This window comes from Aerolutibacter ruishenii (assembly GCF_007830115.1).
Lineage (GTDB): Bacteria > Pseudomonadota > Gammaproteobacteria > Xanthomonadales > Xanthomonadaceae > Aerolutibacter > Aerolutibacter ruishenii.
The window spans coordinates 109,967-132,086 of the sequence record NZ_VLKP01000002.1 but is presented as its reverse complement, the minus strand read 5'-3'; the positions used below and the strand labels follow the sequence as shown (position 1 = coordinate 132,086).

22 protein-coding genes are annotated in these 22,120 nt (G+C 69.2%); 13 read left to right on the top strand and 9 right to left on the bottom strand.

What is annotated here, in order from left to right; genetic code table 11:
• The first annotated feature begins 238 nt into the window (after positions 1-238).
• The 3 genes from IP93_RS02885 (at position 239) to IP93_RS02875 (ending at position 2,458) form a co-directional block, all read left to right on the top strand.
• Complete coding sequence (locus IP93_RS02885; RefSeq protein ID WP_144811763.1) at positions 239-1,180, top strand: ABC transporter ATP-binding protein; 942 nt, start codon at positions 239-241, stop codon at positions 1,178-1,180.
• Positions 1,177-1,947 (top strand): ABC transporter permease, encoded by a 771-nt coding sequence (locus IP93_RS02880; protein ID WP_144811761.1) that lies wholly within the window; start codon positions 1,177-1,179, stop codon positions 1,945-1,947. Before IP93_RS02885 ends, IP93_RS02880 begins: the two co-directional genes overlap by 4 nt.
• A gap of 157 nt (positions 1,948-2,104) precedes the next feature.
• Entirely contained in the window at positions 2,105-2,458 is a 354-nt protein-coding gene (locus IP93_RS02875) for a hypothetical protein (RefSeq protein WP_144811758.1), read from the top strand.
• Positions 2,459-2,543: 85 nt separating this feature from the next.
• Here the strand turns inward: IP93_RS02875 and IP93_RS02870 are convergent, their stop codons facing one another.
• Positions 2,544-3,338 carry a TatD family hydrolase gene (locus IP93_RS02870; protein WP_144811756.1) on the bottom strand — a complete coding sequence of 265 codons (795 nt, stop codon included), beginning with the start codon at positions 3,336-3,338 and terminating at the stop codon, positions 2,544-2,546.
• A 118-nt stretch (positions 3,339-3,456) separates the two neighbouring features.
• On the opposite strand from IP93_RS02870, the gene hrpB reads away from it, so the two are divergent.
• Together hrpB and IP93_RS02860 are read left to right on the top strand one after the other, a co-directional pair.
• Positions 3,457-6,108, top strand: a complete 2,652-nt coding sequence (hrpB, locus tag IP93_RS02865) for an ATP-dependent helicase HrpB (protein WP_144811754.1) — start codon at positions 3,457-3,459, stop codon at positions 6,106-6,108.
• Positions 6,109-6,197: 89 nt separating this feature from the next.
• Positions 6,198-6,554, top strand: a complete 357-nt coding sequence (locus tag IP93_RS02860; RefSeq protein ID WP_144811752.1) for a hypothetical protein — start codon at positions 6,198-6,200, stop codon at positions 6,552-6,554.
• Positions 6,555-6,674: 120 nt separating this feature from the next.
• Here IP93_RS02860 and IP93_RS02855 read toward each other — a convergent pair whose 3' ends face one another.
• Positions 6,675-7,766: a hybrid sensor histidine kinase/response regulator gene (locus IP93_RS02855; protein ID WP_144811749.1), complete on the bottom strand. Its 1,092-nt coding sequence runs from the start codon at positions 7,764-7,766 to the stop codon at positions 6,675-6,677.
• A gap of 243 nt (positions 7,767-8,009) precedes the next feature.
• Between IP93_RS02855 and IP93_RS02850 the strand changes: the two genes are divergently transcribed.
• Complete coding sequence (locus tag IP93_RS02850) at positions 8,010-8,966, top strand: DMT family transporter (RefSeq protein ID WP_199747070.1); 957 nt, start codon at positions 8,010-8,012, stop codon at positions 8,964-8,966.
• Here the strand turns inward: IP93_RS02850 and IP93_RS02845 are convergent.
• Entirely contained in the window at positions 8,943-9,509 is a 567-nt protein-coding gene (locus tag IP93_RS02845; RefSeq protein ID WP_144811744.1) for a pseudouridine synthase, read from the bottom strand. The two genes, IP93_RS02850 and IP93_RS02845, sit on opposite strands and share 24 nt — an antisense overlap.
• Before the next feature lie 71 nt (positions 9,510-9,580).
• Positions 9,581-10,462 carry a class I SAM-dependent methyltransferase gene (locus tag IP93_RS02840; RefSeq protein WP_144811743.1) on the bottom strand — a complete coding sequence of 294 codons (882 nt, stop codon included), beginning with the start codon at positions 10,460-10,462 and terminating at the stop codon, positions 9,581-9,583.
• Between the two features lie 108 nt (positions 10,463-10,570).
• Here IP93_RS02840 and IP93_RS02835 point away from each other — a divergent pair, with 108 nt between their 5' ends.
• The 5 genes from IP93_RS02835 (at position 10,571) to IP93_RS02815 (ending at position 14,862) form a co-directional block, all read left to right on the top strand.
• Positions 10,571-10,963, top strand: coding sequence for a GntR family transcriptional regulator (locus tag IP93_RS02835; RefSeq protein ID WP_144811740.1), 393 nt, complete (start codon positions 10,571-10,573; stop codon positions 10,961-10,963).
• Complete coding sequence (locus IP93_RS02830; protein ID WP_242006711.1) at positions 10,960-11,898, top strand: ABC transporter ATP-binding protein; 939 nt, start codon at positions 10,960-10,962, stop codon at positions 11,896-11,898. Before IP93_RS02835 ends, IP93_RS02830 begins: the two co-directional genes overlap by 4 nt.
• The gene (locus tag IP93_RS02825; protein WP_144811738.1) at positions 11,895-13,397 is read left to right on the top strand and encodes a hypothetical protein; all 1,503 of its coding nucleotides are present in this window, start codon (positions 11,895-11,897) and stop codon (positions 13,395-13,397) included. Before IP93_RS02830 ends, IP93_RS02825 begins: the two co-directional genes overlap by 4 nt.
• 120 nt (positions 13,398-13,517) lie before the next feature.
• Positions 13,518-14,537, top strand: coding sequence for a DUF4344 domain-containing metallopeptidase (locus IP93_RS02820; RefSeq protein ID WP_158636254.1), 1,020 nt, complete (start codon positions 13,518-13,520; stop codon positions 14,535-14,537).
• Between the two features lie 109 nt (positions 14,538-14,646).
• A complete protein-coding gene (locus tag IP93_RS02815) occupies positions 14,647-14,862 on the top strand; it encodes a hypothetical protein (RefSeq protein WP_144811734.1) in 216 nt (71 codons plus the stop codon).
• A 173-nt stretch (positions 14,863-15,035) separates the two neighbouring features.
• Here the strand turns inward: IP93_RS02815 and IP93_RS02810 are convergent, their stop codons facing one another.
• Positions 15,036-17,267, bottom strand: a complete 2,232-nt coding sequence (locus IP93_RS02810; RefSeq protein ID WP_144812318.1) for an NADP-dependent isocitrate dehydrogenase — start codon at positions 17,265-17,267, stop codon at positions 15,036-15,038.
• 255 nt (positions 17,268-17,522) lie between these two features.
• On the opposite strand from IP93_RS02810, the gene IP93_RS02805 reads away from it, so the two are divergent.
• Positions 17,523-18,785 carry a ferredoxin reductase family protein gene (locus IP93_RS02805; RefSeq protein ID WP_199747068.1) on the top strand — a complete coding sequence of 421 codons (1,263 nt, stop codon included), beginning with the start codon at positions 17,523-17,525 and terminating at the stop codon, positions 18,783-18,785.
• A 67-nt stretch (positions 18,786-18,852) separates the two neighbouring features.
• Here the strand turns inward: IP93_RS02805 and IP93_RS02800 are convergent, their stop codons facing one another.
• Positions 18,853-19,563, bottom strand: coding sequence for a UPF0149 family protein (locus tag IP93_RS02800; protein ID WP_144811731.1), 711 nt, complete (start codon positions 19,561-19,563; stop codon positions 18,853-18,855).
• 137 nt (positions 19,564-19,700) lie between these two features.
• Between IP93_RS02800 and IP93_RS02795 the strand changes: the two genes are divergently transcribed.
• Positions 19,701-20,099: a YchJ family protein gene (locus IP93_RS02795; protein WP_144811728.1), complete on the top strand. Its 399-nt coding sequence runs from the start codon at positions 19,701-19,703 to the stop codon at positions 20,097-20,099.
• Between the two features lie 228 nt (positions 20,100-20,327).
• Here IP93_RS02795 and IP93_RS02790 read toward each other — a convergent pair whose 3' ends face one another.
• The 3 genes from IP93_RS02790 to queF form a co-directional block, all read right to left on the bottom strand.
• The gene (locus IP93_RS02790; RefSeq protein WP_144811726.1) at positions 20,328-20,819 is read right to left on the bottom strand and encodes a hypothetical protein; all 492 of its coding nucleotides are present in this window, start codon (positions 20,817-20,819) and stop codon (positions 20,328-20,330) included.
• A 41-nt stretch (positions 20,820-20,860) separates the two neighbouring features.
• Entirely contained in the window at positions 20,861-21,181 is a 321-nt protein-coding gene (locus tag IP93_RS02785) for a LysM peptidoglycan-binding domain-containing protein (RefSeq protein WP_144811724.1), read from the bottom strand.
• Positions 21,182-21,281: 100 nt separating this feature from the next.
• Positions 21,282-22,112 carry an NADPH-dependent 7-cyano-7-deazaguanine reductase QueF gene (queF, locus tag IP93_RS02780; protein WP_144811721.1) on the bottom strand — a complete coding sequence of 277 codons (831 nt, stop codon included), beginning with the start codon at positions 22,110-22,112 and terminating at the stop codon, positions 21,282-21,284.
• Positions 22,113-22,120: the final 8 nt, after the last annotated feature.

Genomic DNA, 22,120 nt, shown 5'->3' with positions numbered 1-22,120 from the left:
GCTGACGACGCGGCGATGGCCGCAATCTGAAACTACGCCTGAACGCAAGGAAAACGGTTTGACCTGAGTCAAGCACCCTGACAGTAGAAGGTGATGATCATCACGTTATGCCGCTGGCGGGACGGACCGTTCGCCTACCGCAACGCCGGTGCCGGGGCAGGGCCGGCCCAGTCACCTATACTGGAGCGTCCCGTTATTCGACCCTGGAAGCCGCGCTGCGCGGCGGTTCGGAGCCCGCATGCATGAGATTCCCGCGCCCGCGCTGCGCGTGCGTGACCTGCGCAAGACCTACGACAACGGCGTGCAGGCGCTGAAAGGCGTGAGCCTGGACGTGGCGCCCGGCGATTTCCACGCCCTGCTGGGCCCCAACGGCGCCGGCAAGAGCACCCTGATCGGCATCGTCAGCTCGCTGGTCAACAAGAGTGGTGGCACGGTGGAGGTGTTCGGGGTGGACATCGACGCAGACCGCAGCGCCGCGATGCGCCTGATCGGGCTGGTGCCGCAGGAATTCAACTTCAACATGTTCGAGAAGCCGCTGGACATCTGCGTGAACTACGCGGGGTTCTACGGCGTGCCGCGCGCGCAGGCGCTGGTGCGCGCCGAGCAGGTGCTGAAGGACGCGCAGCTGTGGGACAAGGCGGACAAGATGAGCCGCACGCTGTCCGGCGGCATGAAGCGGCGGCTGATGATCGCCCGCGCCATGATGACCCAGCCGAAGCTGCTGATCCTGGACGAACCCACCGCCGGCGTGGACATCGAGATCCGCCGCGGCATGTGGAAGACGCTGAAGGAGATCAACGCCGCCGGCGTCACGATCATCCTCACCACGCATTACCTGGAGGAAGCGGAGAGCCTGTGCCGCAACCTTGCCATCATCGACCACGGCACCATCGTGGAAAGCGGGCCGATGAAGTCGCTGCTGGCCAAGCTCGACGTGGAAGGCTTCCTGTTCGACGTCGAGGGCGCGCTGCCGGCAGCGCTGCCGGCCATCGAGGGCGCCACCCTGGTCGCCGCCGACGCGCACACGCTGGAGCTGGACATGCCGCGGGAGATGGACCTCAACCGGGTATTCGCCGCGCTGGACGCCGCCGGCATCCGGGTGCGCTCGATGCGCACCAAGAGCAACAGGCTGGAAGAACTGTTCGTGCGGATGACCGCGCGTGAGGGGGCGGCGGCATGAGCAACCCCAACCTGGTCGCGCTGGGCACGATCACCCGCCGCGAAGTGATGCGGATCCTGCGGATCTGGACGCAGACGCTGATTCCGCCGGCGATCACCATGACGCTGTACTTCATGATCTTCGGCCAGCTGATCGGCTCGCGCGTGGGCGAGATGGACGGAATCACGTACATGGACTTCATCGTCCCCGGACTGGTGATGATGAGCGTGATCCAGAACAGCTACGGCAACATCAGCAGCTCGTTCTTCGGCGCGAAGTTCGGCCACCACGTGGAGGAGCTGCTGGTCAGCCCGATGCCCAACTGGGTGATCCTCACCGGCTACGTGGCGGGAGCGGTGCTGCGCGGGTTGATGGTCGGGGTGATCGTGTTGTTGATCGCCATGCTGTTCACCAAGGTGCGGATCCCGCATCCGCTGGTGACGTTCACCACCGTGCTGCTGGGCGCGACGATCTTCTCGCTGGCCGGCTTCGTCAATGCGGTGTACGCCAAGAAGTTCGACGACATCGCCATCGTGCCGACGTTCATCCTGACCCCACTGACCTATCTGGGCGGCGTGTTCTATTCGGTGAAGCTGCTGCCGGGTTGGGCCGAGGCGGCGACCCACCTCAACCCGATCTTCTACATGGTCAATGCGTTCCGCTACGGCCTGCTGGGCGTGAGCGACGTGCCGCTGTGGGTGGCGTATGCACTGATGCTGGCGTTCGCGGCCGCGCTGGCGGCGTTCGGCCTGTGGCTGCTCAAGCGCGGGGTGGGGCTGCGCAGCTGAGGCGCGAGGCAATGCAGAGGAATGCGCGCCGTTCGTCGGCGGGTGGCGTCGGGGCGACGGCACTTCGTCATCGCCGCGCGTGAAACCGTAATGCTTCGGCATGACGGCGCGCCTGCACACCGTGCGGGTCGCGTGTCCGTCGCGAGGGAGCATCGCCATGGCCATTTCATTTCGCTCCATGCAGCGTGGGTGTGTCACCGCTGCGCTGTTGGCAGCTACGGGCACCGGATTCGCTGCCGAACCGCCGGTGACCGATGTGGCGCCGATCGGGGCCGTGCGGCTGGCGTTTGATTGCCAGGCGCGCGCGTTGCCCACCCAGCGCGAGGTGGGCGAGGTGCTGGGCCTGTACAACTTCAGCCAGGTCTACGACGCACGGGCGCGGCTGATGAGCGAGGTCGGACGTGCCTGCCAGCGCGTGGGCATCGAACGTGTCGAGGTGGTGGTGCTGCCTGCGGCGCCATCGCGGCATGACGCCCATTACCTCGCGCGGCTGGACACGCCGATACGTTGACACCCCGGCCCGTACCGTGGTGTCGTCGCGCGGTCAGGCGTGCGCCTGGCGCTTCAACCGCCGCCCGAGCCAGTCGCCGACAGCATCAGCGCGGAGGCAGACGGAAGAACGCGCGCGCCGCGGACGTGCTGTTGGCCGCGGTCGTGGCGACATCCTCGCCGCGGTCACGTGCGAGCTCCTCGACGATGTGCGCCAGGTACATCGGCTCGTTGCGGCGATGGCTGGGCTGCGGGCGCACGGTGCGCGGCAGCAGGTACGGCGCGTCGGTCTCGATCATCAGCCGGTTGGCGGGAATGTGCCTGACCAGCTCGCGCAGGTGCAGGCCGCGGCGTTCGTCGCACAGCCAGCCGGTGATGCCCACGTACCAGTCCTGGTCGAGGTAGTCGAACAGCTCCTCGCGCGTGCCGGTGAAACAGTGCACCACCGCCGGGCCGATGCGGCCGTTGAAGTTCTTCATCATTGCCATGAAGTCGGCATGCGCGTCGCGCTGGTGCAGGAACAGCGGCTTGCCGGTGTCCACGCCGATCTGCAACTGCAGTTCGAAGGCGCGGCGTTGCGCCGGGCGCGGCGAGAAGTCGCGGAAGTAGTCGAGGCCGCACTCACCGACCGCGACCACCTCCGGATGCGTGTGCAGTGCGCGCATTTCCGCGTCGCACTCGGCGGTGTATTCGATGGCGTGGTGCGGGTGCACGCCGGCGGTGGCGAACAATTCACCGGGGTGCGCTTGCGCCAGCGCCAACGCCTGCGGCGAATGCTCGCGGCTGGCGCCGGTGATGACCATCTGCCCAACGCCAGCGTCGCGGGCGCGTTGCAGCACGGCGTCGCGGTCGTGGTCGAAGGAGTCGTGGGTGAGGTTGGCGCCGATGTCGATCAAGTTCATAGGGGGATTTTAGTCGACGGCGGGTTTCTGGGCTTTGGCGGCGTGTCTTCGGTCGGCGCGCGACCAACCCGTCCCCAAACAGCTTTGAAGCTGCCAAGTCCCCGTATCCTTGGCAGCGATGAACCCTCTCGTCTTCCCCATCGACGCACTGCTCCCGCAGATCCGCGACAGCCTTGCCACGCACCCGCGTCTCGTCCTTGAAGCCCCGCCCGGCGCCGGCAAGACCACCCAGGTGCCACCAGCGCTACTCGATGCGCCCTGGCTGCAAGGCCGCAAGATCGTGATGCTGGAACCGCGCCGCGTCGCCGCACGCGCCGCCGCCACCTTCATGGCGCGGCAGCGCGGTGAACAACCCGGCGAAACCGTGGGCTACCGCATCCGCTTCGAGAACAAGGTCGGCGCCAACACGCGGATCGAAGTGGTCACCGAAGGCATCCTCACCCGCATGCTGCAGGACGACCCAATGCTGGAAGGCGTGGGCGCGTTGCTGTTCGACGAATTCCACGAACGCCACCTCAGCGCCGACCTCGGCCTGGCGCTGGCGCTGGACGTGCAGGCCGGCCTGCGCGAGGACCTGCGCATCGTGGTGATGTCGGCCACGCTGGATGGCGAGCGCCTGGCGCAGTTCCTCGATGCGCCGCGGCTGGGCAGCGCCGGCCGTAGCTTCCCGGTGTCGGTTGCGCATTTCCCGGCGCGTCGCGAGGAGGCGCTGGAGCACCAGACGCGCCGCGCCATCGAGCACGCGGTGTCACAGCATCCGGGCGACGTGCTGGTGTTCCTGCCGGGCCAGCGCGAGATATCGCGCGTGGACGCGGCGCTTGCCAGCAGTGACGCATTGCGTGGGGTGGATGTGCTGGCGCTGCACGGCGAGTTGCCGGTCGAGCAGCAGTCGCGCGTGCTGCAGCCCGACCCCGAGGGCCATCGCCGCGTGGTGCTGGCCACCAACGTCGCCGAGTCCAGCGTGACCCTGCCCGGCGTGCGCGTGGTGATCGACAGCGGTCTCGCGCGCGAGCCGCGCTACGATCCCAATAGCGGTTTCCCACGGCTGGATGTGGTCACCATCGCGCAGGCCTCGGCCGACCAGCGCGCGGGCCGCGCCGGACGCGTCGCCGAAGGTTGGGCCTACCGCCTTTGGCCGGAGTCGCAGCGGCTGGAGCCGCAGCGCCGGCCGGAAATCGCGCAGGTGGAACTGGCCGGCCTAGCGCTGGAGCTGGCCGCATGGGGCAGCACGCAGTTGCGGTTCGTCGATGCGCCGCCCAGCGGCGCGATGGCCGCCGCCTGCGAGTTGTTGCAACGCCTTGGCGCACTGGCGGCGGGCGGCGCATCGACGGCGTCACCGCGCGACGCCGCCCCGGCGATCGGCCCGACCCATGGCAGCGCCACCACCGCCAAGCCCCTTGCCGCGCTCCCCGCGATTACGTCGGTCGGCCGTCGCATGCTGGCACTCGGCACCCACCCACGCCTGGCCGCGATGCTGCTGGCGCCCCGCGATGCCGAAGCGCGCTCGCTCGCCTGCGACCTCGCCGCGTTGCTCGAAGCACGCGACCCGCTGCGCACCGGCCCGGGCGTCCCTCGCTCCGACGCACTGGCCGATCGTTGGCAGGCGTTGGCCGCATTCCGCAATGGTCGCGTCGCCGGCAATGTCTCGCGCTCGGCGCTGGCCGCACTCGACCAGGCCACGCGCCAGTGGCGCCGTCGCCTGCGCGTGGACGCGCCGCCACGCACCGACCACCCCGCGCACGCGCTCGGCGACCTGTTGCTGCACGCCTTTCCCGACCGCATCGCGCGCCAGCACCCGGGCGACCCGTACCGCTACCAGCTCGCCAACGGCCGCAGCGCGAAGCTGTTCGATGACAGTGCGCTGTACGGCGAACCGTGGCTGGTGATCACCGAGCTGCGCGATGAGGCGCGTGACGCCCGCATCCTGCGTGCCGCGCCACCGGACGAAGCAGTGCTGCGCCGCGACTTTCCCAGCCGCTTTGCCACCGAGGACCGCGTGGTGTGGGACGCGGCCGTGCGCGGCATCGCCGCGGTGCGCGAGAGCCGCTTCGACCGCATCGTGCTGTCGTCCAGACCGCTGGCCAGACCTGACCCGGCGCGCTACGCCGATGCGCTGGTCGACGCAGTGCGCCAGCTCGGCCTGGACGCGCTGCCGTGGACCGAGGGCCTGCGTCAGTGGCGCGCCCGCGTGCGCTGCCTGCGTGCATGGTGCGCGGAACTGGCCGAAGGTGAAGCAGCGTTGCCCGACCTGTCCGACGCCGCGTTGCTGGCCACGCTCGACGACTGGCTCAAGTCCGCGTTGAGCGGCAAAACCCGCCTCGATGCACTCGACGAGCAGGCGTTCGGCGAAGCGCTGAAGAGCGCGTTGCCGTGGGCGCTGCGCCAACGCATCGACGCACTTGCACCCACGCGCATCACCGTGCCCTCCGGCATGGAGCGCCGCATCGAGTACGCGTGGGACGACGCACTGACCGATGCCGACGGCCGCACCGTCGGTGGGCCGCAGCCGCCGGTGCTGGCGGTGAAGCTGCAGGAGCTGTTCGGCCTGGCCGACACCCCGCGCGTGGCCGACGGTCGCGTCCCCGTCACCCTGCACCTGCTCTCACCTGGCGGCCGCCCATTGCAGGTCACCCAGGACCTGAAAGGCTTCTGGGAACGCACCTATCCCGAGGTGAAAAAGGAAATGAAGGGTCGCTACCCCAAGCACCCGTGGCCCGACGACCCGTGGACCGCCACCGCCACCCACCGCGCCAAGCCGCGTGGCACCTGAACCAATGCCGTATCGGCGCTGCGCTCACGCCGCCGCAACAGCGCCCCCGCGAGACTGCCCCCCATGGTTCAACCTTGGAGAACACCCTCGTGAACGCCCTGCATACCCTCCCCGACCGTGCCCTGGGCCTGGCCAACGCCGTGGGCGATGGCCTCAAGCACGCGCTGCCTGCCGCGGACAAGTGGCTGCAGACCGGCGCCAAGCTCGGCGCGCTGAAGGGCGGTGCGCGCGTGGCGACCACGATGGTGCGCCGTCACCCGTTCGTTGCCGTGGCCACCGTCGCCGGTGTCGGTCTGCTCTGGTACGCCGCCCGCCGCAAGGCGCGCGAGGCCGAGGCCAACGCGCCGATCGAGGGCACCGCGCGCCGTGTCGAAGCGAAGAAGAGTGCCCGCAAGCAGCGCAGCACGGCGCGCAGTCGCGATGACGGTGGCAGTGACCAAGCGTAACTGATCGCCGCGAAGGGCCTGTCCGCCGCTGCGCCCAGGCCGGCATCGAATGCGGCCGTACCGGCGTTCGCCGACCAGGATCAGGCAGGTATCAGGTCCGTCGGGGTGTCGTCGGCCAGATCATGGCGCCGCTTCCGGCAGTTCGATCACGAAGCGTGATCCGCCCCGGGTCCGCGCCTCGTGCCAGAGTTGGCCGCCGGCGGATTCGACGATCTGCTTGGCCAGCGACAGGCCCAGCCCGCTGGAGATCGTATCCTTGGGGTCGGCCTGCAACCGGGTGAAAGGCTTGAACAACTCGCGCTGCCGGGACGCGGGAATTCCCGGCCCGCGGTCGGCCACCACCAGCCGCCAGAAGCCAGGTGCGCCGCGCTGCGCTGCCAGGGTCAGCGGTGCGTTGGCGGCGTATTTCATCGCGTTGGTCACGAGGTTCTCGCAGACCTGGCGCAGCACGCGTTCGTCGATGGCCACCTGCGCGGGTTCCGCAGGCGGGACCACCGTCGGTGCGATCCCCCGCGCCTCCAACTGCATTTCATAGCGCTGCATCAGCCAATCCAGCGTGGTGCCCAGGTCGGCCCTGGCGTCCGCGTGCGGGTTGACCCCGCCGCGCGCGCGGCTTTCCAGGTATTCCCGGATGTAGCCCAGCGCGTCCTGCGCGCTCTCGTGGATCATCCGCACGTAGCGCGGCACACGTTCAGGCTTGACCCCTTCCTGCATCAGGATGTCGCTGGCGAACAGCACGCTGCTCAACGGGTTCTTGAGATCATGTGCGACGAGGTTGACCAGCTCCTCGCGCTCGCGTGCCACGCGTGCAAGCCGGTCGCGGGTCAACTTGAGGCCGACGTGCGCATTGACGCGCGCCAGCAGTTCCTCGGGCAGGAACGGCTTGGTCACGTAATCCACCGCGCCGGCTTCGAACGCACGCAACAGCAGGTCCCGGTCCTGCGCGGCGGTGACGAACACCACCGGCACGTCGAAGGGATGGCGGCGTTCGCGCAGGCCGGACAGCACTTCGAACCCGTCCATGCCGGGCATCATCATGTCCAGCAGCACCAGGTCCGGTGGCTTTTCCTCGAAGCGGTCCAGGGCCTCCTCGCCGCTTGCGGCGGTGATGACCTCGAACGACTGGCGTGCCAGCAGCATGCTGACCACACGCAGGTTGGCCGGCTGGTCATCGACAACGAGGACGCGAGCGGTCGGAATGGCGTTGCCCATGCTTTCCCTGGACGTGAGCGACCGGCGGAATGCCAATCAGTGGTTAGCACCCAGAGGCGCCACGTTAACAAAAGTCGGCGCATGTGGCAGGCCGTTGGTTCAGCCCCCCCATCGCACCGGTATCCGACCCCTGGCGACTGGCCACGCACCGGGTTGGGCCGCATCCTAGGCGACCCCGGTTCAGGATCCCGCGATGACCATCGCCAGTGTGCCCATGCTGCATCGATGCCCGGTGGCGGGGCCGTGACCGCGTTGGCCGTTTCGCCGGCGCGGGCGCGACGGGTGGGTCTCCTGTTGGGGGCCACCGGTGCGGTGCTTTTCTCGGCCAAGGCGATCCTCGCCAAGTTCCAGTTCCGCTACGGGCTGGATGCGCTGGACGTGATGGCGTTGCGCATGGCGCTCTCGTTGCCGCTGTTCCTCGGCCTGGGCCTGCGCGAGCACCTGCGCGGCAACCGCACCCCGCTCAACCGCCGCGAATGGGCGCAGGTGCTGGTGCTGGGCGTGCTGGGCTACTACCTGTCCAGCCTGCTGGATTTCTGGGGCCTGCAGTACGTGCCGGTGTCGATGGAGCGGCTGATCCTGTTCCTCAACCCCACCTTCGTGGTGCTGATCGGCCTGCTGGCGTTCGGGCGCCGGGTCAGTCGCCGCGAATGGATCGCGATGGCGGTCAGCTACGCCGGCGTGGCGCTGGTGTTTGTCGAGAACCTGCACATGGAGGGCCCGCACATGGTGCGCGGCAGCCTGCTGGTGCTCGCGGCAGCATTCAGCTACGCGCTGTACCTGGCGATGTCGGGGCAGTTGATCCGGCGCATCGGTTCGCTGCGGCTGGTGGCCTACGCGATGACCGTGTCGAGCGCAGCCACCGCGGTGCATTACCTGCTGGCGCGGGAACCGGCGCGGTTGTTGTCGTGGCCCGTCGAAGCGTACGGGTTGGCGCTGGTGAACGCGGTGCTGTGCACGTTCCTGCCGGTCACCTTCACCATGGGGGCGGTGGCGCGGCTGGGGGCGGGCACGGCCGCGCAGCTGTCGGCGCTGGGGCCGGTGTCGCTGGTGTTCCTCGGCGGCTGGCTGCTGGGCGAACGCATCACCGCGCTGCAACTGCTGGGCACGGCGGTGGTGCTGGGCGCGGTGTTGCTGCTGACCCGCGCGGGCGCCAACTCGGTGCCGATCGCGCCGTCAGCGCCGCCCGGGACGCGCTGAGCGCCCCGTTTCCACCGCGTGCCACGTGCCGGGCGCGAGCTCACCCAGCCGATACGGACCGATCGCCACCCGCACCAGCCGCAGCGTGGGCAGGCCCACCGCCGCGGTCATGCGCCGTACCTGGCGGTTGCGTCCTTCGCCGATGGTGATTTCCAGCCAGGCATCGGGGACGGTCTTGCGGAAGCGCACCGGTGGATCGCGCGGCCACAGCGCCGGTGCGTCGATGCGGCGCACCTCGGCGGGACGGGTCGGGCCGTCGTTGAGCGTCACCCCGTGGCGCAGCGCCTCGAGCGCGTCTTCGGCCGGGTCGCCTTCCACCTGCACCCAGTAGGTCTTGGGTTGTTTGTGTCGCGGGTCGGTCAGGCGATGGGCCAGGTCGCCGTCGTCGGTGAGCAGCAGCAGGCCCTCGCTGTCATGGTCGAGGCGGCCGGCGGCGTACACGTCCGCTGGCAGGCCGAAGCCGGCCAGGGTGGGGCGTGGCGGCATGCTGCGGTCGGTGAACTGGCATAGGACGCCGTAGGGTTTGTTGAAGGCGATGAGCATGGGGGTGGAAAGCGCGGGCTGCCTGGTGGTGACAGCCGCGCGCGCGGCGCGGTCGCTGCCGTGGCGGATCGTCAGTCGCGGGCGGATTTCCGGAACCGCAACGTCATCCGGTCGCTCTCGCCGATGGAGCGGTACATCTGCGCGTCCTCCGGGTCGTGGCGGTTGCTCGGCGGCAGCGTCCACACGCCGTTGGGGTAGTCTGCACTGTCGCGCGGGTTGGCGTTGACCTCGCTGCGTTCCTCCAGCACGAACCCGGCGCGCTGCGCCAGTTCCAGTACGTGGGCCTCGGTCAGGTACCCCGATTTCTTCATCGCCTCGATCGAGGTGCCGGGCCTGGCGCGATGGTCGACCACGCCCAGCACGCCGCCGGGCTTGAGCACGCGGAAGAACGCATCGAACATCGCCTGGTCGCTGCCCCAGCCGGTCCAGTTGTGCACGTTGCGGAAGGTCAGGACCACGTCGGCGCTGCCGTCCGCGCCCAGCGTGGGCTGCGGCACGCTGAACTCGCGCACTTCGACCGTGTCGTAACGCGACGGGTCGGCCGCGAGCTTGGCGCGGAAGTTGGCGTTGCCCTTGGCCAGGTAATTGCGCGTGCCTTCGGACTGCGCCGGGCCGGCCACCGCCAGCGCCGCGACCAGGTGGCCACGCTCGCGCAGGTATGGGGCCAGGATCTCGGTGTACCAGCCGCCGCCGGGCGTGATTTCGATGACCCGGCTGGACGGTGTCACGCCGAAGAAACGCAGGGTCTGCGCCGGATGGCGGTAGGCGTCGCGCGCCACATTGGCCGGATCGCGCCAGGCGCCGGCAATCGCGGCCTCCAGCGCCGCATCCGTTGCCGCAGTCGCGGGGTTGGCGCCTTCGCCGGACAGGCCGGCCGCCGAGACGGTGGTGCCGGGGTCGTGGGCGCAGGCGGCAAGCAGCGGAATCACGGTGGCAAGCAGCAGCGCTTTCATGCAGGTCGGTTCCTTCCAGGGCGGGCGACCAGCCTAACGCCAATCGGGCCACGATGAACGGGCACAGGACCCTTGACTCCAGTCAACTGTATTGTTGTAGTAATACACATGGACGCAACGCTGCTGCACATCCATCCGGCCTCGCCGGAGCCCATCTACCGCCAGATTGCCGAGCAGATCCGGCGGATGGTGGCGGGCGGCCAGCTCGCACGCGGTGCGACGCTGCCCTCGGTGCGCGAAGTGGCCGCCGCCCACGCCATCAACCCGATGACGGTGTCCAAGGCCTACAGCCAGCTGGAGATCGAAGGCGTGTTGGAACGCCTTCGCGGCAAGGGGATGGCGGTCGCCGCACGTGCCCCGCACGCGGCTGGCGCGGGTCACCGCTGGGCCCTGCTCGACCCCGCGCTGGATGCGGTGGCCCGGCAGGCACGGGAACTTGAACTGGGGCCGGACGAGGTGCTCGCCCGCCTTTCGCAACGGATGCAGGAGGAACACGAATGAACGCGATGCTGCAGGGACGGGGACAAGGGGACATCGACGACGAGGCCAGGGCGGGGGACGGCGGCCCGCCGCCCTTGGTCGCGGACGGCCTGCTCAAGGTGTACGAAGGGCGTCACGTGCTGGACCGGCTGACGCTGACGCTGGCGCCGGGCACGGTGCTGGGCCTGATCGGCCGCAATGGCGCCGGCAAGTCCACGTTGATCCGTGCCTTGCTGGGCCTGATCCAGCCCGATGCCGGCGAAGCGCGGGTCTGGGGCCGGTCCGCGTTGGCGCTGGACGACGCCAGCAAGGCGCGACTGGGCTACGTGCCGCAGCAACCGGAGGCGCTGGCATGGCTGAAGGTGGGCGACATGCTCGATTTCGTCGGCCGCTTCTATCCGCGCTGGGATCACGACTTCGTCAACACCACGCTTGAACGCTGGCAACTGCCGCGCAACCGCCTGCTGGCCAAGCTCTCGCCGGGCGAACGCCAGCGCGTGGCGATCGTGCGTGCGCTGGCCATGCGCCCCGAGCTGCTGGTGCTTGACGAACCCGCCGCCGCGCTCGACCCCGTCGCACGCCGCGACCTGCTGCGCGAGATCGCAACGCGCGCCGGCGAGTTCGGCACCACGGTGCTGTTCTCCACCCACATCGTTTCCGACCTGGAGCGCGTCGCCTCGCACGTGGCCTTCATGCACGAGGGCCGCGTGCTGCTGCACAGCGAACTGGACGGCCTGAAGGAGCGCCACATGCGCCTGCACGTCCCGCGCCATGCCGCCGACCAGCTGGTCGGGCGGGTGCCGGGCGAGGTGGCTCGTCGCCAGCACCCCTACGGTGGCATCAGCGTGGTGCTGGTGCGCGAGGAAGGCGCCCCCTGGCCGTCGCTGGTCCACGCCCCGGGCGTGCAACGCGAAAGTCTTTCGCTGGAAGACCTGTTCGTCGAGGTGGCGGGATGAACGCGCCGCCTGTCGAAGGAACGAGTGGCCGCCAGGGCGGCGGTGCATGGATGCGTGGCCTTGCCCTGCTGCAGGCCAGCCACGGTAGCCACGGCCGCGGGCTGGCGATGCTGCTGTACGCACTGCTCGCCGCGCTGGGTGTGCTGCTCTCCCAGATCGCCCGCCGGCCGGAACGCGGCCTGGTGGCGCTGGTCGCCATCGTCGGGATGGCGACGGCCGTCGTTTGGGCACTCTGGTTCGCCCGGCTGGCCCTGCTCCATATCGAGGCGAGGGAGGCCCACGTGCCCGCGCTGGTTCGGGACCTGCCCCATGCGCTCGGGGTCGCCCTGCTCGCCTCGGTGCTGGTGCCGGCCCTGGGTCTGGCCGCCTTGGGCGCGTCACCGGGCTTCGCGCTGCAGGTGCTGCTGGTCGGAGCACTGTCGGGCCTGTCGTTGGCGCTGTTGCCGGTCGGCGCGTACACCGCGCTCAGCTTCACCCCGCTGGTGCTGGTGCTGTTGAAGAAGGCGCTGACCACGCAGTTTGGTCCGGGGCTCTGGACGAGCCTGGACTTCCACCCCGGGCGGGCCGACCTGCCGTGGCTGCTGCTGGGCCTGTCCCTGCTGGCGATCTGGCGGTGGCGGGTGGTGGTTGCCGCCGGCAAGGCCGCCCACGCCTCGCCGTGGGGCCGCCCGCTGATCGCCGCCCAGCGCGGCCCCATGCTGTGGATGACGGGCGTGGATGCGGACCCCAACCTGTGGCGGGCGCACCTGCCGGAATGGCTGTGGCCGTCGGGCAAGGCCACGGCCGGCCCGGCACAACCCCCGCACGCGATGCGCATCTGGCTGGGCAACCCGTTCGCGCCCCTGCACGCCCGCCAGCGGTGGCTGCAACTCGTGCTGATCGCGGGCCTGTTCCTGGTGATGGCGCTCGGTGCCGTCCCCGACGACGGCTCCAGGCTGGTGCAGTCCGGCATGGTCGGGGGGCTCATTGGTGGTGTGGGCGGCGGCGTGATCGTGATGGTGTCGATGTACGCCTGGCGACTGGAACAGATGCGGCGGGCCAGCGCGGGCGAGCTCGCCGAGTTGGCGTTGCTGCCCGGCTGGGGCGACACGGCCCACGCCCGTAGGGCCCTGCTGTTGCGGGCCGTTGCATACGCTCCCTTGCGTGCGTGGGGGCTGATCGGCGGCGTACTGCTGGGTGCCGCGGCGCTGGTCGGCCTCCCTTCGACCGGCCTGCTGCTGCTCGTCTCCTGCCTGGTGGTGCTGGCGCTGACCACGGCCATGGCCTGCCTGCGGCCACTGGCCGGGCAGCCCCTGATGCACTGGTGGCCGCTGCTGCTCCTGGGCGCGGCGCTGCTGCTGACGACGGTCTGCCTGGTCGTGTACGGCCCCCATCCGGAACGAAGTCCGGGTGCCGTCGCGTTCCTGCTGTGCGCCTTGGTGGCGCTGGCGACACTGGCGGCCTTGCGGGGTTCGTGGAGCCGGTTCAGCGCGCGCACGCATCCTTTCCTGCAGGACTGACGCCATGGGCCAAGGCCCGGGGTGATGGCGCCGGGCCACTTGCTTCACGTCGCAGGCTCCAGCATCGTTTCCTGCAACGCGTGCAGCGCCACGCACCAGTCCCGCCAGGGGAGAAGGCACGTGCGGCCCAAGTACATCGGCATCCTGACCGCGGCCATCGTCGGCGTGCTCGCGGGTGCGCTGGGGCATGCGACCTGGGACCGCATGCGTCCCGCGCCCGCACCCGCGGTGGTGACGGCCCGCGTGCCGGTGACCGTGGCGTCGTTCGACCGGGCCGGCGGGAATCCCGCCTTGCAGCGCGCGTCGGCCAAGACCGAGGCCGGCACCAACTTCACCTACGAGTACGTGCCGCCCAAGTCCGAGGCGCTGCAGCCGATCTACCAGGCCGCCAGCGAGGGCAACTTCCTGCAGAAGCTGCACGAGATCAAGGCCATCGACGGCCTGTTCATGCTGCCCGCATCGATCAAGTTCGTGACCGCCGAATGCAAGAGCCCGGATGCGTTCTACGCGCCCGCCACCAACGAGGTGGTGCTGTGCTACGAGACCATCCAGGTGCTCACCAAGCAGGCCGAGGCGATGAAGGCGGCCGGCACGCTGGAGGAGGAGTTCCCGCACCAGTACGTGCTGGCCAACCTGCGCTTCATCCTGCTGCACGAAACCGGCCACGCGCTGATCCGCCTGCTCGACCTGCCCACCACCGGCCGCGAAGAGGATGCGGTGGACCAACTGGCGGTGATGCTGATGCAGAAGTTCGCCAGCGTGGACGAGTCGCCGCGCCAGGTCACCGAGAACCTGCGCATGGCCGCGCACTGGTTCCTGCAGCGCGCGCAGGGCCAATACAACCTCGACGCCTATGCCGACGAGCATGCGCTGGGCGAGCAGCGCTACTTCAACCTGCAGTGCCTGATCTACGGTCGCGACCCGGGCAAGTACCTGTACATCGTCACCGACGGCGACCTGCCGGCGGGTCGCGCCGAGCGCTGTCCGGAAGAGGCGCAACGCGTGGACCATGCGTGGCTCCGCCTGCTGCTGCCGCACGTGGCGCCGAAGTTCCAGATGACCGAGGAGAAGGCGTTGCGCTTCTTCGACCAGCGCGAGCGCGAACGGCGCAAGAACGTGGAAAGCCCGTACGTGCGTTGAGCCCGCCGTGGCGATGCTGCATAGCAACAAATCTGCAAGACCGCATGCACCCGGCTGTCATTGGGCAGGCGCAGACTGCGCACCGCCAACCCAAGGATAGGAGTGTGCCATGCAACTGTTTCGTGGTCCGTTGTTCCAGGAAGTCACGCGACCGGTCGTCGCGTCGTACCGCGACCGCGCGTACGGCAACCGTTACGGCCGCCGCTCGGTGTCCGCGCGGGAGACCGCATTGGTGACGCTGGAGGCCCGCATCGAGGCCGCCCGCGAACTCGCCGCCGAAGTGGCCGCCGCCCGTACCGCCGTGCACTACGACCAGGCCGCGTAACCCGCCTGCGTCACCCGATGCTGCCACCCATCGCCGGCACATCGTCAACAAGACCAGAAGGACGAAGGCCCGCACATTGGCGGGCCTTCGTCGTGTTGCCGCAAGGGCGATCGCGCATCCGCGGTCCGTGGCAGGGGTGACCATGCGCCAATCGCGCACGGTCACTGCAGCACTCAGCCGGCCAGCGTGGCCAGCGCCGTATTGAGCGTGGCGCTGGGGCGCATCGCCGTGGCCAGCTTGGCCGGGTCGGCGTGGTAATAGCCACCGATATCCACCGGCTGGCCCTGCACCGCGAGCAGTTCCTCGACGATCTTCGCCTCGTTGTCGGTCAGCGCCTTGGCCACCGGTGCGAACTTCGCCGCCAATGCCGCATCGGCGGTCTGCCCGGCCAGTGCCTGCGCCCAGTACATCGCCAGGTAGAAGTGGCTGCCGCGGTTGTCAATCGTGCCCAGCTTGCGGCCCGGCGAGCGGTCGTTGTCGAGGAACTCGGCATTGGCCGCGTCCAGCGCATCGGCCAGCACCTGCGCGCGCGCGTTGCCGGTGGTGTTGGCCAGGTGCTCGAACGAGGCGGCCAGCGCCAGGAACTCGCCCAGCGAATCCCAGCGCAGGTAGTTCTCTTCCACGAACTGCTGCACGTGCTTGGGCGCGCTGCCGCCGGCGCCGGTCTCGAACAGGCCGCCGCCGTTCATCAGCGGCACGATCGACAGCATCTTGGCGCTGGTGCCCAGCTCCATGATCGGGAACAGGTCGGTCAGGTAGTCGCGCAGCACGTTGCCGGTGGCGGCAATGGTGTCCAGTCCCTCGCGGGTGCGCTTGAGCGTGTGGCGCATCGCGCGGATCGGGCTGAGGATGCTGATGTCCAGCCCGGTGGTGTCGTGCTCGTTGAGGTAGGTGGCGACCTTGGCGATCAGCCCGCGGTCGTGGTCGCGGCGCGGATCCAGCCAGAACACCACCGGGGTGTTGGACAGGCGCGCGCGGTTGACCGCCAGCTTGACCCAGTCGCGGATCGGCGCGTCCTTGGTCTGGCACATGCGCCAGATGTCGCCGGCCTTGACCGGGTGCTGCAGCAGCACGGTGCCGTGCTCGTCGATCACGCGCACGGTGCCGTCGCCGCTGATGCGGAAGGTCTTGTCGTGGCTGCCGTATTCCTCGGCGGCCTGCGCCATCAGGCCCACGTTGGGCACGCTGCCCATCGTCGCCGGGTCGAACGCGCCGTGCTCCTTGCAGTCCTCGATCACCGCCTGGTAGATGCCGGCGTAGTTGCGGTCCGGGATCACCGCCTTGGTGTCCTGCAACTCGCCCTTGGCGTTCCACATCTTGCCGCTGTCGCGGATCATCGCCGGCATCGACGCGTCCACGATCACGTCGCTGGGCACGTGCAGGTTGGTGATGCCTTTGTCGGAATTGACCATCGCCAGCCCCGGGCGCTGCGCATACAGCGCGGCGATGTCGGCCTCGATCTCGGCGCGGCGCGCTTCGGGCAGCTCGCCCAGGCGGGCGTACAGGTCGCCGATGCCGTTCTCCGGGTTGAAGTCGATCTTCTCCAGGTTCAGCGGGTGCTTCTCCAGCACCGGCGCGTAGAAGCGGCTGACCGCGACGCCGAACATGATCGGGTCGCTGACCTTCATCATGGTCGCCTTGAGGTGCAGCGAGAACAGCACGTCCTGCGCTTTGGCGTCGGCGATCTGCGCATCGATGAAATCGCCCAGCGCCTTCACGTCCAGCACCGCGGCGTCGATCATCTCGCCGGCCTGCACCTTCACCGGGCCGCGCAGCGGGAAGCTGCTGCCGGTCACGCTGGTGTACTCGATGCGCACGCTGCCCGCGTTGATCATGGTGTAGGACTGCTCGCTACCGAAGAAGTCGCCGCTCTCCATGTGCGCGACGTGCGTCTTCGAGCCGGCGTCCCACTTGCCCATGCGGTGCGGGTGCTTCTTCGCGTAGGCCTTCACCGCCTTCGGTGCGCGGCGGTCGGAATTGCCTTCGCGCAGCACCGGGTTCACCGCGCTGCCCTTGATGCGGTCGTAGCGCGCCTTGAGCTCGCGGTCGCGCTCGCCCTGCGGCTCGTCCATGTACTCGGGCAGCGCGTAGCCCTGCGCCTGCAGCTCGGCGATGGCGGCCTTGAGCTGCGGCACCGAGGCGCTGATGTTGGGCAGCTTGATGATGTTGGCCTCGGGCGTGGTCGCCAGCTGGCCCAGCTCGGCCAGGTGGTCGCCGACCTTCTGTTCCGGCGCCAGCGACTCGGGGAATTGCGACAGGATGCGCCCGGCCAGCGAGATGTCGCGGGTTTCCACCGCGATGCCGGCGGTGCCGGCGAACGCCTCGACGATCGGCAACAGCGACTGGGTGGCCAGGAACGGGGCTTCATCCGTCAGCGTGTAGATGATCTTCGGGGTGTTGGACATGTCGGTGGGCACTCGCGGGTTGCGGCGGGGGAAAGGACGATCGTGCGTGCGCGGGCACGCCGACGCCATCGGCAATACGTCGATGCGGGCGCGGGGGCGCCAACGCAAGCGGGTCATTGTCGCCCCGGTGTTGCCAATAGCCAAGGCGGGTTGCATACGCAGGCGGATGGGACGCAGTTGATGCCGATCAATGCGGCGCGACGGGGGTCGCACTAGATTCGACCTTGCGTGCGGACACACCTCCGGAGCAAAGGCATGACCCTGAAGTCCTGGCACGTGATCACGGCCCTGGTGGTGGCCAGCGCAGTACTGGTGGCGATGGAACTGCCGGCGGACACCCGGCTGGGCACCGCTGCGCTCAGCCTGTCCAGCGGCGTGGCCGCATTCACCCTGATGGCCGCCGCCTCGGTGCTGGGCGCGCGCTGGTCGTGGGTCGAATCGCGGTTCGGCGGCCTGGATCGCGTCTACCAGGTGCACAAATGGATGGGCGTATGGGCACTGGGCCTGGCCAGCATCCACCTGGTGTTCAAGGCCGGGATGCCCGGCTGGGACACCGCTTCGATCCTGGCCCTGTCCGGTGGCTGGACGCGGTTCCTGCGCCAGTTCTCGTTCGTGGGCCTGATGTTCATCGTGGTGTTGGCCCTCAATCGCAACATCCCCTACGGCCAGTGGCGTTTGTGGCACAAGTTGTCCGGGCCGCTGTTCGTGGTGGTGGTCCTGCACTGGCTGAGCTTCAAGCAACCGCTGGCGCTGGCCAGCCCCGCTGGCGCGTGGTTGCTGGCGTGGTCGCTGCTCGGCGTGGTGGCGGCGTTCTACAAGCTGCTGCTGTATCCGCACGTGGCCAGCCACGCCGAGTACCGGGTGGTGGACCAGCACCGCAACCAATCAGGCCTGCACCTGCAACTGGAACCGGTCGGACGCGGGCTCGACTTCACCCCTGGCCAGTTCGGATTCATGCGGATGGAGGAAGAAGGCCTGCGCGAACCCCACCCGTTCACCATCGCATCCGGCGGTGACGCCGGGCGGGTCGATTTCGTGATCCGTCCGCTGGGCGATTTCACCCGCAAGCTGCTGGCCGAGGCGAAGGTCGGCATGCGCGCCACCGTGTATGCACCGTTCGGCCGGTTCGACCGCAATCGCACCGCACGGCGGGAGGTCTGGATCGGCGGCGGCGTCGGCATCTCGCCCTTCATCGCCTGGCTGCAGGACGCCAGCGCGAATGGCTTCGACAAGGTCACCCTGTTCTATTTCTACACCCCGGGCCGCGAGTTCCCGGATGTCTCGGTGCTGGAGGCGATGGCGCGTGAGCGCGGCGCGGAGCTGGTGCCGGTGCGGTCGGGGGCGTCCGACCCCGCCTTCGTGCAGCGGTTCGCCGAGATCTGCCGCAGCGGCGATCCGGCCGGCGTCGATGTCGCGTTCTGCGGGCCGAAGGGGCTGATGGCGCAGGTCCGCGCGCGGATGCAGGACAACGGCGTGCCCGCCGCCAACCTGCGCTACGAGCATTTCGAGTTCCGCTAAGGGGCCGCGTGCTCCAAAGGAACCCGTGCCGCGCGCTGCGCTGCGGCACGTTGGGGCGGCGTCTGGCTCAGGCGCCGTGGCAGGCCTTGTACTTCTTCCCGCTGCCACACGGGCACGGATCGTTGCGGCCCGGCGTGGCGTCCTTGCGGATCGGCTCGCGCGGGGTCAGCGCGTCGATGCGGTGGTGGTGCAGGTCGGCCAGCATGCCCGGCAGGCCGGCCACGATCTCCAGCCGTTCGCGGTAGCTGATCGGCGTGGGTTCGGCGGTCGGGTCTTCGCCGATGATCTCGCCGCTGGCGATCTGGTCGAGCAGGCCGAAGATCTGCTCGATCCACTCGTTCTCGTCCAGCCACTGGTCCCACTGCGCCTCGCGCAGCTCCACGCCGGTGAAGAAGCCCAGCGCCCAGTCGCGGCCCACGTCCAGTTCGTCCGGATGCTCGGCTTCGGCCTCCTCGGGCAGCCACAGCAGCGGCGCCAGGTGGTCGGGCAGGTCATCGTCGCCATAACGCACGCGCGCGGCCACCATGTTCCAGTGGCCCATCAACAGCCCTTGCACCTCGGCGAACTCGTCCTCGCTGTCCCAGCGTGGCGGCTTGCCGCCCCACACGATGGGCGTCCACTCGCTGGGCAGCGCCACCGGCTCCGGGCCCACCACCAGCGCCGACAGAAACCCGTCCAGCGCTTCCAGGTTGAGGCCCTTGAACGGCACCGCGCGCTGGTCGAGCAGGTCGGACAGGCGCTCGATCTGTGCGTCGTCGAGGTAGGCGGGGGCTTTCATGGGCATGGCTCGCGGGGGTCAGGCGTGCATGGTATCGCCGGTGGGCGCGTACGCCCACAATCGCGGTGGACCGCGCGTCGTCATCCGGCCCTTCGCCGGGTGACACGTGCTGCCTCGTCTCCGCTGTGGATCCCGCCATGCCTTCGACTGCTGCTTCCTGTCCCTGTGGCTCCGCCCGCGCCTATGCCGACTGCTGCGGCCCGCTGCACGCCGGCATTGCGCAGGCCGCCACCGCCGAGGCGCTGATGCGCTCGCGCTACAGCGCGTTCGTGCGCGCCGATGCGGATTACCTGCTGGCCAGCTGGCATCCGTCCACGCGTCCGGCATCGGTGGACATGGACGATGCGGCCGCCACCCGTTGGCTGGGCCTGGAAGTGCGCCAGCACACGCCGCTGGATGCCGATCACGCCACGGTGGAATTCATCGCGCGCTGCAAGGTGGGCGGCGCACCCGCCGTGCGCCTGCACGAACTCAGCCGCTTCGTTCGCGAGGACGGACGCTGGTACTACATGGACGGCATCTTTCCGGCGCGTTGAGCGCGCTTCCGGCACCGTTGTCGAACGGGACGACGCGCCCGTTGTGGATGGAAGCGCCCGCCGGTGAATGCCTGGGTGCAGGCGCGTGCACGGGCAGGAGCGGCAGCAAAAAAAGGGCGCGACCTGCGTCGCGCCCGGCTTGCCCGCCCGAAGGCGGGGGAGAGAGCAATGGGTGGGCGGCGGACGGGACCGGGAGGGGAAGGTGGCCCATCCGCCGCCAAAACCGTCTTACTTGACCTCGAACTCGCGGGTCTGGACCACCGCACCGTCCTGCGACACCTCCAGCTTGTACTTGCCGGTCGGGAAGCCATCGGGCTTGCTGATCTTGAAATTGGTGACGCCGGCGCCGGTCAGGTTGACGTCCACGGTTTCCTCGTTGACCGTCTGACCGTCCTGGAAGCTCCACTTGGCGCCCAGCTTGCCAGGCACGGTGGCCATCGGGTCGCTGGTGCTGGTGGCGACCGCTGCGAAGATCGTGTCGGTCGGTTTGAAGGTGGTGGCCGGCGCGGTGACCTTCATGTCGGCACCGACGGCGGTGCCCAGGTCCACGCCTGTGACCGACGCGGTGGCGGCCACCGGCGCCGGAGCCGGCATCGGCGCCGGTTCGGATGCGGCCGGCGGCGGAGCTACGGCCGGTTCTTCCTTCTTCTTGCAGCCCACCACGGCGAGCGAGGCGACCAGCGCGGCGGCGAGGGCAAGATGGGTGCGATTGCGGATCATGTGTGGCTCCTGAAAAAGGGGGCTGGTCGGACGCTCGCGGCTCATTTGCCGGCGTTGATGGCGGGAATCTTCAGCACCTGGCCGGGGAAGATCCGGTCCGGGTCGTCGATCTGGTCGCGGTTGGCCTCGAAGATGTCGCGCCACGCACCGGACTTGCCATAGAACTGCTTGGCGATTGCCGACAGGGTGTCACCCTTCTCGACGGTATAGCTCTGTTCGCTGCCGGCGGTGCTGGCCGTGATCTCCTCGGTCGAGGACACGGACGACTGCACGTTGCTGAAATCGGCTTGCTTGCGGATCTCCTCCGTACTGGACACGCTGCCCTGCACGTTGGAAAAGTCGGCTTTCTTTTCAGTGCTCATGATGTGGGGGGCTCCTCCCCGGCGTCACTACGACGCGAGCACGTTGGCACGACGGTTGTTAAGAAAATATGGCGCTGGAGTGAAAGCCTGTCCGGCGGCGCTACTGGCGATCCTCACGCCGCGCGACCGGCGTCACGGAACCGGGCGTTGCCCGCCACGGGTTGATGTCCAGCCCGCCGCGGCGGGTGTATCGCGCCTCCACCGACAGCCGTTCCGGGCGCGCCTGCGCCAGCACGTCGGCAAAGACCCGCTCCACGCACTGCTCGTGGAATTCGGCGTGGTCGCGGAACGAGACCAGGTAGCGCAGCAGTCCCGCGCGGTCGAGGCGTGGACCGCGGTAGGCGATGCGCACGTGCGCCCAGTCGGGCTGGCCGGTGACCGGGCAATTGGACTTGAGCAGCGCGCTGGCCAGGGTTTCCTCGACCACGTCATCGGCATCGATGCGGATGAAGTCCGCGCGCGGCGGGCCGTAGTGGTCGATGGCCACGTCGAGCGCATCGATCGACACCGCATCGTCATCGCCCGTCGCCATCGGCGGCAGCCCGAACGCCACGCGCACCGGTGCGCCGGCCACGCGCGACAGGTCCCCGGCGATGCTCGCGCGCACCGCGTCCGCATCGTCAAAACGGCTGGCGTTGAACGAGTTGAGGTACAGCTTCAGCGACTTGGACTCGACCAGGTTGGGCGCGTCGGCCGGCACCTCGAACGTTGCCGTCGCCACCACCGGCTTGCCCTTCGCATCCAGCCAGCTCAGCTCGTAGGCATGCCAGCGGTCGTGCCCGATGAAGGGCAGCGCTTCCTCGCGCAGGCCGATCGCGTGCCGGCCCAGCGTGCGCGCGATCGGGTACAGCAACCCCGGGTCGTAGCCCTGCGGGTAGTCGACGTGGCGGCCGAGCGCGGAGCCGGCGACGGAATTGTCCTGGGTGGTCATCGGCGCAT

Coding starts and splice junctions, on each gene's coding strand:
- IP93_RS02885 (WP_144811763.1), top strand. CDS start 239: ATGCATGAGATTCCCGCGCCCGCGCTGCGCGTGCGTGACCTGCGCAAG.
- IP93_RS02880 (WP_144811761.1), top strand. CDS start 1,177: ATGAGCAACCCCAACCTGGTCGCGCTGGGCACGATCACCCGCCGCGAA.
- IP93_RS02875 (WP_144811758.1), top strand. CDS start 2,105: ATGGCCATTTCATTTCGCTCCATGCAGCGTGGGTGTGTCACCGCTGCG.
- IP93_RS02870 (WP_144811756.1), bottom strand. CDS start 3,338: ATGAACTTGATCGACATCGGCGCCAACCTCACCCACGACTCCTTCGAC.
- hrpB (WP_144811754.1), top strand. CDS start 3,457: ATGAACCCTCTCGTCTTCCCCATCGACGCACTGCTCCCGCAGATCCGC.
- IP93_RS02855 (WP_144811749.1), bottom strand. CDS start 7,766: ATGGGCAACGCCATTCCGACCGCTCGCGTCCTCGTTGTCGATGACCAG.
- IP93_RS02845 (WP_144811744.1), bottom strand. CDS start 9,509: ATGCTCATCGCCTTCAACAAACCCTACGGCGTCCTATGCCAGTTCACC.
- IP93_RS02840 (WP_144811743.1), bottom strand. CDS start 10,462: ATGAAAGCGCTGCTGCTTGCCACCGTGATTCCGCTGCTTGCCGCCTGC.
- IP93_RS02835 (WP_144811740.1), top strand. CDS start 10,571: ATGGACGCAACGCTGCTGCACATCCATCCGGCCTCGCCGGAGCCCATC.
- IP93_RS02830 (WP_242006711.1), top strand. CDS start 10,960: ATGAACGCGATGCTGCAGGGACGGGGACAAGGGGACATCGACGACGAG.
- IP93_RS02825 (WP_144811738.1), top strand. CDS start 11,895: ATGAACGCGCCGCCTGTCGAAGGAACGAGTGGCCGCCAGGGCGGCGGT.
- IP93_RS02815 (WP_144811734.1), top strand. CDS start 14,647: ATGCAACTGTTTCGTGGTCCGTTGTTCCAGGAAGTCACGCGACCGGTC.
- IP93_RS02810 (WP_144812318.1), bottom strand. CDS start 17,267: ATGTCCAACACCCCGAAGATCATCTACACGCTGACGGATGAAGCCCCG.
- IP93_RS02805 (WP_199747068.1), top strand. CDS start 17,523: ATGACCCTGAAGTCCTGGCACGTGATCACGGCCCTGGTGGTGGCCAGC.
- IP93_RS02800 (WP_144811731.1), bottom strand. CDS start 19,563: ATGAAAGCCCCCGCCTACCTCGACGACGCACAGATCGAGCGCCTGTCC.
- IP93_RS02795 (WP_144811728.1), top strand. CDS start 19,701: ATGCCTTCGACTGCTGCTTCCTGTCCCTGTGGCTCCGCCCGCGCCTAT.
- IP93_RS02790 (WP_144811726.1), bottom strand. CDS start 20,819: ATGATCCGCAATCGCACCCATCTTGCCCTCGCCGCCGCGCTGGTCGCC.
- IP93_RS02785 (WP_144811724.1), bottom strand. CDS start 21,181: ATGAGCACTGAAAAGAAAGCCGACTTTTCCAACGTGCAGGGCAGCGTG.
- queF (WP_144811721.1), bottom strand. CDS start 22,112: ATGACCACCCAGGACAATTCCGTCGCCGGCTCCGCGCTCGGCCGCCAC.